At 73.4% G+C, this 12236-nt stretch carries 8 protein-coding genes; 3 read left to right on the top strand and 5 right to left on the bottom strand.

Annotation, left to right across the window (positions count from 1 at the left end; translation table 11 throughout):
* Positions 1 to 124: 124 nt before the first annotated feature.
* The 3 genes from RM844_RS15395 (at position 125) to RM844_RS15385 (ending at position 2182) form a co-directional block, all read left to right on the top strand.
* A complete protein-coding gene (locus RM844_RS15395; protein ID WP_311667755.1) occupies positions 125 to 1243 on the top strand; it encodes a hypothetical protein in 1119 nt (372 codons plus the stop codon).
* A 102-nt stretch (positions 1244 to 1345) separates the two neighbouring features.
* Positions 1346 to 1669, top strand: a complete 324-nt coding sequence (locus RM844_RS15390) for a hypothetical protein (protein WP_311667754.1) — start codon at positions 1346 to 1348, stop codon at positions 1667 to 1669.
* A 57-nt stretch (positions 1670 to 1726) separates the two neighbouring features.
* Positions 1727 to 2182 (top strand): hypothetical protein, encoded by a 456-nt coding sequence (locus RM844_RS15385; protein WP_311667753.1) that lies wholly within the window; start codon positions 1727 to 1729, stop codon positions 2180 to 2182.
* Between the two features lie 85 nt (positions 2183 to 2267).
* On the opposite strand, the gene RM844_RS15380 is transcribed toward RM844_RS15385, so the two are convergent.
* The 5 genes from RM844_RS15380 to RM844_RS15360 all read right to left on the bottom strand — a co-directional run bounded on the left by RM844_RS15380 (position 2268) and on the right by RM844_RS15360 (position 11913).
* The gene (locus tag RM844_RS15380) at positions 2268 to 6929 is read right to left on the bottom strand and encodes an FtsK/SpoIIIE domain-containing protein (RefSeq protein WP_311667752.1); all 4662 of its coding nucleotides are present in this window, start codon (positions 6927 to 6929) and stop codon (positions 2268 to 2270) included.
* Entirely contained in the window at positions 6926 to 8302 is a 1377-nt protein-coding gene (locus tag RM844_RS15375) for a hypothetical protein (RefSeq protein ID WP_311667751.1), read from the bottom strand. Before RM844_RS15375 ends, RM844_RS15380 begins: the two co-directional genes overlap by 4 nt.
* Positions 8299 to 8844 (bottom strand): sigma-70 family RNA polymerase sigma factor, encoded by a 546-nt coding sequence (locus RM844_RS15370; protein ID WP_311667891.1) that lies wholly within the window; start codon positions 8842 to 8844, stop codon positions 8299 to 8301. Before RM844_RS15370 ends, RM844_RS15375 begins: the two co-directional genes overlap by 4 nt.
* A gap of 1508 nt (positions 8845 to 10352) precedes the next feature.
* A complete protein-coding gene (locus RM844_RS15365; RefSeq protein ID WP_311667750.1) occupies positions 10353 to 10676 on the bottom strand; it encodes a hypothetical protein in 324 nt (107 codons plus the stop codon).
* A 1015-nt stretch (positions 10677 to 11691) separates the two neighbouring features.
* On the bottom strand, positions 11692 to 11913 hold the full coding sequence (locus tag RM844_RS15360) for a hypothetical protein (protein ID WP_311667749.1): 222 nt from the start codon (positions 11911 to 11913) through the stop codon (positions 11692 to 11694).
* Positions 11914 to 12236: the final 323 nt, after the last annotated feature.

The raw sequence follows: 12236 nt of genomic DNA, 5'->3' as shown, positions 1-12236 counted from the left end.
GTTCAGCCGTCGCGGCGCCTTTCTCGAACGTCGGCGCGGTAACCGTTGAACCGGCCCGCACGGTCGCGCGTATACCGGGTGGGGGAACGCGCACGCGACACGGCGGCCGGAAAGGAAGGCGTGGATGGGCGATAAGTTCGCGGTGAACTACGACCTGCTGCTGATGCTGCAGCGGGAGATGAACAAGCTGGCCGACGAGGCCGAGGAAGGCGGCGCCTCGGGCCATTTCCTCGCCGTGGCGACGGGTGGCGACGAGGGGCGGGATCGCGTCTTCGGGCACGAAGAACTGTCCCGGCAGGTCGCCTTCTTCCAGTTCGACTCCGCCAAGCGGACGAAGGAGGGCGTGGACGGGCTGCGGAAGTTCGGCAACACCTTTGGGAGCCTGGCGGCCACGCTGATCGACATGGACTCCCAACTGGCCACGAGCGCCAGCTTCTCCGTGGCGTCGATGGGGTTCAGCGAATGGCTCGGTGAGAAGGAGGCCTACGAGTCCCATCAGCGGAAGGTGGACGCCTGGAACGGATATCTGGAAAGCATCGGCGCCGCCGACTACTTCCACGACCATCCCGAAGCGAACATCGACCAGGTCTGCCAACCCCCCGGTCCCGACGAACCGGACAACCGGCCGGACTGGTGCGACACCCACCTACAGAACTGGGCCGACGACGTGCGGGGCGTGGACGGCATCGACGACCGGGTGCCCCCGCACCCCGGGCTGCCGGAGGACGCCCCGAAGCCACCGACGGACGAGCCGCCGGACCGGGTCGAGTTCTCGGACCGCCGGGGCAACGCCATCTCGTCCAGCGTCACCTACGACTCCGATTACAACATCATCGCGGAGGAGTCGACCGTCACCCTCGCCAACGGCGAGCGGTACACCACGCTCACCGAGTACGACGGCCCCCCGAACATCGTCGAGTCGTCGTACTCCCTCCATCCCGCTGGCCCGGGGTCGGCACCTGTCACGGCGGAGGCGCCCGCCTTCGACACCCGCGACTACACGGTGACCAGCACGTCCTCTGACGGCACCGTGACGGTGGAGGAGGTCAGCATCGACGACGAGGGCGCGGAGGTGCCCGGCGCCGGCACCAAGACCGTCACCGTCACCAGCGTCGACGACGACGGTGAGGAGAAGACCGAGGTCAAGGAGTACACCCGCGCCGGTCCCTTCGAGGACTGGGTGGAAGAGGGGGAAGAGGAGAGCGGCGAAGTCCGGCCCGAGCGGGTCATGCCGATGGTGTAGCCCCGAGACCTCGGCGAGCCCTTCGAGCACGCCATCCGACAGTTGATACCCCCGGCGACGGGGCCCCGGAAGAATTCCGAGAACGCGAGGAGTCGATATCCCATGCCCAACCGCCTCAATGGCGCGAACATCCATGTCGACAGCGCCGAAGTCGAAGCGACAGCCAGCCAGCTGAACGCCAGCATGGTGGACATGCTGAATCCGGTCAGGGACCGTTGCAACGCGGCGGTGACGGAAATGCTCAACGGCCACATGCGCCTGCCGGCGTCCACACCCGCGCTCAACGACAAGTACGCCGAGTTCACGACCCTGCTCAACAGTCTGATCGAGAACGTGGGCACCTTCGCGCTCCAGTTCCGACAGATGAAGGACAACCTGCTGGAGCAGGACGAGCGGTCCGCCGACTTCATCCGCAATGGGCAGTAGGCGTCCCCGGCCCTTCACACCCCTCAGTGCCAAGGAAACGACTGCCCAGGAGGTCCAGTGTCGAACGACGTGATGCATCTCGACTACGAGGGAATAGGCGAGACCTGCACCGTTCTTGACGGTCAGGCCCGCATCTTCATCGATGAGGTCTACCGGCTGCTGTACATGGTCCGAGATCTGCTGGAGCAGGGCATGTACCTCGAACAGGCGTCCCCGGCGCTCCAGACGGCCTACTCGGAGTTCAGCAACTCGCTCCATGCCGGGGGTACCAACCTCATGAGCTTCGCGCAGCTCTTCGAGAGCCTCAGGGTCAACTACGAGAACGCCGACAACGCCGCCATGGCGAGCACGCTGTCCAGCCTGGATGGCGAGGGGGGCCACTTCGAACCGGAGACCGAGAAGCCGCTGCCGGACTCCGCGACGCTGCCGGAGTACAACCCGCCGCAGGGCGACATCGGCTACGACGTGGAGTGGGACCGGGACCAGGGCATCATCACCAGCATCAACAAGTAGCCCCAGGTCCACCCGGCGGGGGGTGGTTCCGGCCCACGCCGGAACCACCCCCCGTTGCCGCTGCCGCGTTCCCGCGGCCGGGCGGCTACCCCCGCAGCGTCGTCAGCGGGACCTGGACCGCCCGGACGCCGCCGGCGCCGTCTCCGGTCAGGGCCCGGCCCGGGACCGTCACCGGCCGCAGGTGCTGCCCGCCGAGCTGCGCGCCGATCAGATCGCCCTCGACGGTGCTCCGCGGCCCGAGCAGCACGCCGCTGCGGCCCCGCCGGGCGAGCCCGAGCCAGCCCACCATCGAAAGGCCCTCGGCCGGCCCGGCCGCCAGCAGGGCCCGCCCCTGCTCCTGACCGGCGGCGGCGATCCCCCGCAACGCGCGGTCCGCCGGGCCGTTCGCCAACAGGTCGTAGTCGTCCACCACCACGACGACCCGCTGCCCCGCCATCCGCTCCAACGCCTCCTCGATCCGCTCGCTCGACGGGTCGGCGCCCCCCATGACGGTGGCCAGGCCGTGCGCGGCGAGCTCCCGCAGCGGCGAGTCGCGCGGGGTGATCACCAGCAGGGACGTGCCGCTCATCAGCAGGGAGACGCACATGCCGGCCAGCGCCGTGGAGCGCCCGCTGCGGGCCGGGCCGACCACCAGGAAGGTGTGCGAGTCGCGCGCAAAGTCGTGGTGGATTGGGGCGACATCGTCGCCGCCGACGCCGACCAGCGCCCGCATGGGGCGCCGTTCCTCCTCCGGCACGCTGTCCATCACCTGCTGGAAGCCGATCGCGGTGGGCAGGACGCCCACCCGGAACGGGCGCCGCGCCTCGTCGATCCCGCTGTCCCTGACCGTCGCCCCCCGCCCGATCTCGCGCAGCGCGTCGGCCTGGTCGCCGCCGCCCCCGGACGCCGCCACGGGCAGCTGGAGGATCTGTCCCTCGACGCCGCTGGGCGCGAACCAGCCGCGCCCCGGCGGCACGTCGTCCGGCACCCGCTTGCGGTCGATCCCGACGCCGGAGAAGTCCATGGGGTCGGTCTGCCGCAGCATCAGGCGCCGGTCGTTGTGCTGGCCGGCGCGGCTGCCCAGCAGGAAGCGCTCCGAGGTGGCGACGACGTGCACGCCCGCCGCGAGGCCCTCGCGCAGCAGCCGGAACAGCTCGTTGTTGAGCCGGCCGCCGTCGTAGGTGTCGAGCGTCTCGAAGAGGGTGTCCCAGCCGTCGATCAGGACCAGGACGTGCGGGGGCCGCTCCTCACGCGGCAGGCGGACCCGCAGCTCGGGCAGCGCGCTCAGGTCGTGCTCGGCGAGCAGGGCCTGCCGGCGGCTGAGTTCCCCGGTCAGCCGGCGCAGGAGCCGCCCGACGCGGTCCAGGTCGTCCCGGGGGACCACGGCGCCGCAGTGCGGCAGCGCCTCGATCGCGCGCAGACCGCCGCCGGCGGCGTCGATGCCGTAGAGGTGCGCCTGGTCGGACGCGAGGTACAGGGCCGTGGAGCCGGCGATGGTCCGCAGCACCTGGGTGCGGCCCGAGCGGGGCGCGCCGATGACGTAGAGGTGCCCGAAGCTGTCCAGGCTGATGGGGCCCGGCACCTGGGCCTGCTGGCCGGGCAGGTCGTACACCGCGAACGGGATGTCCGGCAGGATGGCGCCGCCCGGTGCCGGGTCCCGGTCCGGCTTGGGCAGGGTGAGCCGCTGCCCGAGCGGGGGCAGCCAGGGTTGGGCCTGCGGGGTGAGGTCCGGCAGCGCCTCGGCCGCGGCCCGGAGCGCCTCGACCAGCACGCTGAGGTCGGTCGGCGGGTCGTCGGTGACCACGTGCTCGGCGCCGTCGCCGTCCGGGGCCGCCGCGGGCTCCTCCTCGGCGGCCGGCAGCCGCACGGGGTGGCCGAGGAGCCCCCACTCCAGCGGGGCGCGGCGCACGGCGCGCGGCCCGCCGCCCGCCGCCGGGGCGGCGAGGCGCCCCTCCTCGGCGGGCTCCGGGCGCTCCGCGCCGACGTAGGCGGTCTGGAAGGGGAGCGGCGGGCCGTCGCCGCGCCGGATGAAGGCGCGGCCTGGGGTGTCGGGCGAGATCGCGGCGGCGTGCCCGGCTTCCAGGACGTCCTGGCTCTCGGTGCGGTCGGTGACCCGGAGCGCGACGCGGAGGTTGGTGTTGGCGCGGATGTCGTTGCTGACCGCCCCGGCCGGGCGTTGGGTGGCGAGGACCAGGTGCAGCCCCAGGGAACGGCCGCGCTGCGCCAGGCTGATCAGGCCGGGGACGAAGTCGGGCAGCTCCCGCACCAGGGTCGCGAACTCGTCGATGACCAGCAGGAGCCGGGGAAGCGGCGCGAGTTCCGGGTCGCGGGCCCGCTTGGCCCGGTAGTCGCGGTGGTCCTTCACCCCGGCCTCCGCCAGGACGTGCTCCCGGCGGAGCAGTTCGGCGGCCAGGGACGCCAGGGCGCGCTGCACCAGGGCGCCGTCGAGGTCGGTGATCATGCCGAGGGTGTGCGGCAGGTCGGCACACTCCCGGAACGCGCTGCCGCCCTTGTAGTCGACCAGGACGAAGGTGAGTTCGTCGGGCCGGTTCATGGCCGCCAGCGACGCGATCATGGTCTGGAGCAGCTCCGACTTGCCGGATCCTGTGGTGCCGGCGATCAGGCCGTGCGGTCCGTCCTTGACGAGGTCGAGGACGACGGAGCCGTCGTAGCCGGCGCCGATGACGAAGGAGGTGGACGCGGGTTGCCGCCCCCAGTGCGCCACCACGGCCTCGGGGTCCGGCGGGTCCTGGTTGAGCAGCGGCAGCAGCCGCACCTCGGTGGGCACGCCCACGTCGGCCTCGACGGTGACGTCGCGCACCGGCGCGAGGGCGCGGGCGACCTCCTCGCACCAGTCGGGCTCGACCTGGTCGGCGCGGATGCCGGTGACGGTGCGGACGCCCGAGCTGCGCAGGGAGAGGTGGTTGCCGTCGCTGGTGACGATGGCGTTGCACTCCTCGGGCAGCAGGTGCTCGCGTTCGTCGAGGCAGAGGCTGAAGACCCGGACGCCGGGCCCCTGGGTCAGGATCGGGATGACCCCGGGCACGTCGCGCAGCCGCCAGGCGCCGTCCAGCACGACGAGCAGGTCCGGGCCGCCGGCCGGCCCCGGCCGGTGGCCGCTCCCCGGCCCGCCGCTGCGGTCCTGGATCTCCGCGTACAGCTCGCCGACGCGGTGGGCGACGGACGCGGGGTCGTTGCCGACGGCGACCAGCGGGGTGCCGGCGGCGCCGCGGCGGCTGGGCCGCAGGTGTGGCAGCCAGCGGACCCACTCCCAGTCGGCGGCGTACCGCTCCTCGGTGAGGATGACGATCCGCAGGTCGCGTGGGCTGCACAGGACGGCGGTCTGCGCGACGTGCCAGCGGGCCAGGGCGCGGGCGGTGCGGGCCGTGCCGGTGATGCCGACGACGCCGAGCTGGGCCAGGTCCACGCCGACGGGCACGTCGGCGAGCCGCCAGTGGACGCGGCGGTGGTTGGCGTCGCGCGCGCTGTCCTGGACGGTCTTGACGGAGGCGCGGGCCACGGTGCCGACCCGGAGGGTGAGGTAGTCGGGGTGGTGGCGGCGCCGCTCCCACAGCTGGTGCCCGGGGCCGAGGGCGGTGAGCCGGACGGTCGCCGGGTCGGGGGAGGCGGCGTTGCGCTGGGCGCGTTCCTCGACGGCGGCGCGCCGGATCTCCGCTTCGAGCGCGGCGCGCCGCAGCCGGTAGCGACGCAGGTCCTCCTCGTACCGCTTCCGGTTGGCGCGGCGGCCGGAGACCCAGTTGCCGATCGCCAGCATCGGGGTGAAGAAGATCATGATGACGAAGTAGAACGACCGCACCAGGAACATCATCGAAAGGCCCATGACCAGGGGTGACATCATGACCAGGAAGGGGAAGGGCCGGGGACCCTGGGGCTTGGGCGGGCCGGGGAGGTTCAGGGTCTCGGCGTCGAGGTGCGGGGTGAGGCGGGGCGGCCGGCTGTACTCCAGCGTCATCCGGTCCTCGGACGGCTTCACGGCGGCGTCCGGCACACAGGGCGGGCACAGCCGCAGCAGGTGGTCGCCGAGCGCCAGGTCGGCGTAGCGTGGCCACGGCTCCGAGCCGTCGCTGGGCGGCGGCCGGAAGCCGGCGGGGGGCTGCGGCGGCGGGGCCGGCTGGCCGTCGGGTCCTGGCGGCGCCGGTTCGGCGCTGTGGCCGCCGGGGCCGCCGTCCTCAGGCCCCGCGGGTTCCTCGTCGGTGAGCGGGGTGCCGGTCTCGGGATCGACGGGCGGGGGCGGGGTGAGGCTGCGCAGGCCGCACAGGTCGGGGTCGGCGTCCTCGGGCAGCCGCAGGCTCGCGGTGCCGTCGGCGTGCACGGTGAGCCAGGTGCCGGCGGCCGGCACCCGCTCGTCCCCGGTGGCGTCGGTCCCGTCCGGGTCGGGGTCGGGCAGCCGGACGACGCAGCCGCGGGCGGTACCGATCTCGTAGGTGCCGCGGCCGAGGCGCCAAACCCGGCCGGCGCCGGGACCCGAGACGTGCCGCAGTTCCAGCAGCGCCGGGTCGTGCGCGGGCGGGTGCCAGACGTCGACGGCGCCGGCGTCCGGGACCGGCGCGTCCAGGCCGAGCAACGCGCCGTCCCTGACCCCGCCGGGCCCGAGCCAGGCGCTGTTCTCCAGGGGTTGTTCGTCGAGGTAGAGGCGGGGCGCGTCGAGCGCCGTGGCGAGATCCCCCACGGTGGTGTCCGTCGGCAGGTCGAGCAGGTGGTCGGCGCGGTGACCCCGCGCGTCGGAGGTGGTGATCCAGAGGTTCACGGGCGGTCCAACCGGTGGTCGGTGGTGTCGGGCTGGGGCGGGGTCGTGCGGGACGACGTGCCGACTGCGGTGCCGGCGCCCGCGAGTTCGCCGGCGAATTCGCCGGCGCCCGGGTCGGCGCCGGCCCGGTCGGCGGCGCGGGTGGCGGCGCGGTCGGCGTCCCGGGCGGCCCGGCCGTCCCGTCGGTCGTGCCGGCGGTCTTCGGTGGCGGCGACGGCGACGCTGGGGTGCGCGACCTCGTCGTCGCGTTCCGCCTCGGGGGGCAGCGCGGCGCCGCGGTCGGCGAGGACGGCGATGCCCTCCTCCCGCTCCTCCTCCTCGTCGAGTTCGACGAAGACGTGCGCGGGCCGGCGGGGGCCGGTGTCCCGGGCCGGCGGCGCCGGCGGCAGTACGGGCGGCAGGTCGGGCAGGAGGCGGATCAGGGCGTCGGCCAGCGCGTTGCCCTCGACGACGAGCGAGCCGCCGAGCAACACCAGCTGCCCCTGCCGGTCCGTCAGCAGCGTCTGGCGCAGGCCCCGGCCCGCGCCACGCAGCAGGATCACCGGGCCGGGCGCGGCGTCGGATGGCTCGACCAGCTCGGGCGGCAGCGGGTCGGGCAGTTCCGCGGTGACCAGCACGGGGGCGATGCCCTGCGGGTGGGGCAGCGCGCGGGCGGCCCGGTAGGCGTCGCGGATCGGCTGGCCCCGGTAGGTGGGGTGGACGCCGTCGACGACCAGCACCTGGCCTTCGGGCAGGCGCGCGTGCAGCTGGGCGGCGATCGCCTGGTGCTGCGCGACCTCCGCGCGGCGGTCGCCCTCCACGGTGACGATCCCGGGACCGGCCCCGACGTCGAGGAACGCGCAGCGGTCACCGGCGACGCCGATCGCGACCAGCACCGGGCGGGGCTGGTCGGGCACCGCCACCACGGCGGGGAGTTCGGTCCGCCTGGCGGTCCAGCGGTCGGGGCCGTCCCCCGGCTCGGTCCACCAGGGGTCCTCCGCCTCCCCCACGTCCCGCCCGGCGAGGAGGACGGTGACGGTCTCCGCGCCGACCAGCACCGCGTACGGGCTGCCGCCGGTCGGCGCGAGGCGGGCCCGGGCCGCGGCGGCCGCCCGTTCCGCGTCCCGCCAGGTGGCGGGCTCGCGCAGGCCGCGCACCAGCAGGGACAGTTCCCGCCGGTGGCGCGCCCAGGCGCGGAGGGGGGCGGCGAACGCGGCGCCCGTGACGGCGAACTCGCGGCGCACCCGCCGCGTCGCTGCGGCCCAGCCGCCCTGGCGCATCGCCAGCCAGCGGATGACGAGGAAGAGGACCAGCAGGACGGCCAGCACGCCCATCACCCGGAAGATCGTGTCCCGGTGCTCGTTGATGAAGGCGATCGGGTCGGTGTTCCTCATGCCTCTCCGATCTCCCGGCGCAGGGCCGACACGGCGTAGTGCACGCGTGACTTGACCGTGCCGCGCGGGACACCGAGTTCACGCGCCGCCTCGGCGCCGGACCGTCCGCGCAGGTGGACCTGGACGACGGCGGCCCGGTGGTCGGGCGTCAGCCGGGCCAGCCCGGCGGAGACCACCAGGCGGTCGGCGACCCGGTCGGCCATGTCCACGTGGTCCGCCGGCTGGTGGAGCAGCCGGTCGGGGACCAGCCCGCTGGGCAGGGAGCGCTCGCGCCGGTGGGCGTCGAAGGCGAGGTTGCGGGCCACCGTGCGGAGCCAGGCCGCGAGGTACTCGTGGTGCGCGCGCGTCCCGTCGGCCTCGCCGTCCGGCAGGGGACGCGTGTCGGCGAGCCACGCCCTGAGCATCGTCTCCTGGACGATGTCCTCGGCCCGGTGGGAGTCGCCGTAGGTGAGGCCCCGCACGTACCGGAGGAGACGCGCGCGGTACTGCTCGGCTGGCGGGGGTTCGGGGGTCTCTCGGGGGGTGGTGGCGGTCGTTTCCAGGAGGCCGAGCGGGCCTGGCGCGGAGTCCGGGCGGGGGTCGGGGCCCACGCTCCGGGGGCGCGCCCCCGCATCGGATCTGGCGGTGGGAACGGTCATGACATGCGTGTCCAATCCGTTACGGCCGGGGCGAACGGGTAAGCGGTCGGGAGCTGTTGACGTCGCTTACCGGACCGGCCGGGACGTCTCCGCCCGGCGCGGCCCACCTCGGGTGACGGTGGACGCAAGTACGAACATGGACATGGCCAGGCCAGCACGGTGGCGGTCGCCGGGGACGGCGGAGACCGCGCGCGAGGGTGCGGTTGACATTCCAGGAACTTCCTTCGTCGGTGTGCCGAGGCGTTCGCGTGTCCTCTCCGATGCACGGTGACGAGCGCAAGTTCGCGAGAGATCCGAATTCACCGACCGGAAACCCCGCCGTCACGCCGCGCCATGCCGCGCCGGGCGCGGGCGCACCGCACGGGCCCCCGGGGGGTGCCGGCCGGGCGGACGACCACGGCACCGGGGCCGGCGCCGGGCCCGCCCACCGCACCTCCGACCTCGGGGCCTCGGCCCTTGTCGCCCCGGCCCTTGTCGCCCCCGGCCCTCGACGACCGGTCGGGCACGGGGAGTTCACCTCTCCCCCGGCGTCCCCACCGACGGCTCGGCCGCGTTGACCGTGGCCCGCACCGCCGGCCGGAGGCGGCTCCGTCGACGGCGCGGGTGGGCGGCTGGGCGGCTGAGCGACGTCCGGCGGACCAGGCCGGGGATCAACCCGGTGCGGCAGCGGGTGGGCCAGCCCGCCGTCCACACACCGGAGCAGCCGGGCGGGCCAGGAGACGCCGACGCCCGTCTCCCGTCTGCCTCCCTCGCGCCACCGGGCGGGACCGGCTCCGTCCGCCCGAACCGTCCCACCGCGGCGCCCGCCTTGGACGACACCACGCACCGCGCCGCCGCGCGCCCCGGCGACGGGAGCCGCCGGCCCTCCCGGGCGGGCACAAAACGCCCGACCCGGAAGCGGGAGTTCCCCGACGGCCGGCCTGGGGCCGGCGCGGTCCGCGCGGCGGCTCGCCCTACCGGCCGCCGCCCGTGAGCGGGGCGAGGACGCCGTGCCAGGCGGCCACGGCGACAACGCCGGCCAGGCCGAACCCGGCCACCGCCCCGAGCACCCGCGGACCGGGGACGAGTCCACGGCGAGCGACGACCGGGCGGCGAGCGAAAACCACCGCGTACCGGATGGCGGTTGACTGATCTCGACAGTACGCGGGCCGTTTCCCCCGCTCCTGCCTCCGCATCCCGATTCTCGCCCCACTCACGGCTTGGTGGCCATGGTTCCACCACCACACGACCCGACCGATTCCTCTATCGGGCCTCCCGCACGGAGCATTCCGCACGGGAAGAAAACATCAGCGTCCCCGCCGGGCGACTCTCCTCGGCCCATGCCCGCGCACGCCGGTCAGCGACGAGGCGCGAGATCCGCCGGGCCGCCAGCCAAACGCAACAAACGGCCGGGTGGGGAAGGTCACCCGATTTCACCAGGTGCGCAGAAAGTAACCGCCGCCCATGACCGGAGCGCACTCGAAACCGATCAGCCTGCCCTGCTGCGCCAGGGTGTTACCGACCGTCTGGCATTCGCGCAACGTCGAGTAGAACTTGGGGAACGCGGGCAACTGGGGCTGCCAGTCGCGCACCTGGATCACCTCGCTGCTCGTGCTGCTGACCCAGGGCGCGAGCAGCTGGCCCACCTGGCCGCCCCGGGGAGCCGCGGTCGCGGAACCCGCCGTGGCGACCGAGACACCAGCGAGCACGGCCAGGCCGGCCGCGGCTGCGGCGACCCGCGTCTTCAACTTGCTCATTTCCTCGTCCTCCTTATGTGTTTTCGCCCGTGTGGCCCGATCCGAACACCCACGACCGGAAAAGCAACAGCGAAAGATCATTCGGCACAACCGGAAAACCGCCCGGAAACGCGCCACACCGGCAGAACCCTGTCCACCACGGAAACGCATCAGCCGGGCGAACGGTTCAACGAACCGCACGCGAATTCGGATGCGCCGTCACGGAACCGACGAAAGCCAAAACCATTCGGCCCTTTCGGCACCCAGCGGCGTCAGCGGCGTCAGCGGCGTCAGCGGCCGAAGAACGCGGGTAACGGCTCCACGAGAGCCGGGGCGGGCGAACACGGCCCCCGGGCCGGCCGTCGGACACGATGCGGAGGGCGCTCGACTGCACGGCGACCACGGCGGCCACCGCTCCGCCGCGCCGGGCCGGTGCCGGCGTGCGGCCACAGCCGGCACGGGACGCGCGCTCCTGCTCGGCGTGCGGAAGTTCGGAGATCTGTCGACGGGAAGGCCCGGTCGTTTCCAGAAGTCCCAGCGGGCCTGGCGCGGAGTCAGAGGCGGGGTCCGTCCTACAGGCCGCCGTCCGTCAGCAGGGCAAGGCCGTCGCGCCAGGTGGACACCACGCCGATCCAGGCCAGGCCGACCGCGGCCACCGAGCCGAACACCCGCGGACCGGGGACGAGTCCACGGCGAGCGACAACCGGGCGGCGAGCGAAAACCACCGCATACCGGGTGGCGGTTGACTGATCTCGACAGTACGCGGTTTTCCTCCGCATGCTCCTGCCTCCGCATCCTGACATTCGTCGCCCCGCTTACGGGCTGGTGGCCACGATCGCGTCATCACGCGAGCCGGTCCATTTCACCGACGGGTCCTGACGTGCGGAGCATTTCCGCACGGGAATCGCCCACTGAACTCCCCGCCGAGCGACCCCATCAGGCAATTCCCGAGCGCGCCATCGGTGCTGCGGCACGACGCATGTCGCGCCGCCGGCCGAGCGAAACAAAGCCGCCCGGCGGAGAAACTCACCCGGTCTCACCAGGTGTAGAGGTAGTAACCCCCGTGCAGGGTCGGAACGCACTCGTAGCCGATCAGCTCCCCCTGCTGCGCCAGGGTGTTCCCGGCGGTCTGGCAGCCGGCCAACGTCCCAAAGATCCGGGCGCTGGCGGCCGCGGAACCCGCCGTGGCGACCGAGACACCAGCAAGCACGGCAAGACTGGCCGCCGCCACGGCGACCCGCATCTTCAACTTGCTCATTTCCTCGTCCTCTCGCTTGTTTTTGCCTGTCGACACAACCCGAACGCCCACGACCGGAGAGCGCCAGTGAAAGACAACTCGGCACGACCGGAAAGGCCGCCCGGAAATGAACCACACCGGCAGAACCCTGTCCACTACGGAAACGCACCAGCCAAGCGAACGGTTCAACAAAATCAACGCCGACTTCCACACACCACCCACAGAACCACCGAAAACCGAAACCATCCGGACCTTTCGACACCACCGACATCCAGCAACGCCGGTCCGGAGCCGGTGCGGCGGCTCGCCCTACCAGCCGCCGCCCGTGAGCAGGACGCGGCCGT

Origin of the sequence: Streptomyces chisholmiae (assembly GCF_031845445.1) — a bacterium.
Taxonomy (GTDB): Bacteria; Actinomycetota; Actinomycetes; order Streptomycetales; family Streptomycetaceae; genus Streptomyces; species Streptomyces chisholmiae.
Note: the sequence above shows the minus strand (reverse complement) of the source record. Positions and strands in the feature narration are given on the sequence as shown.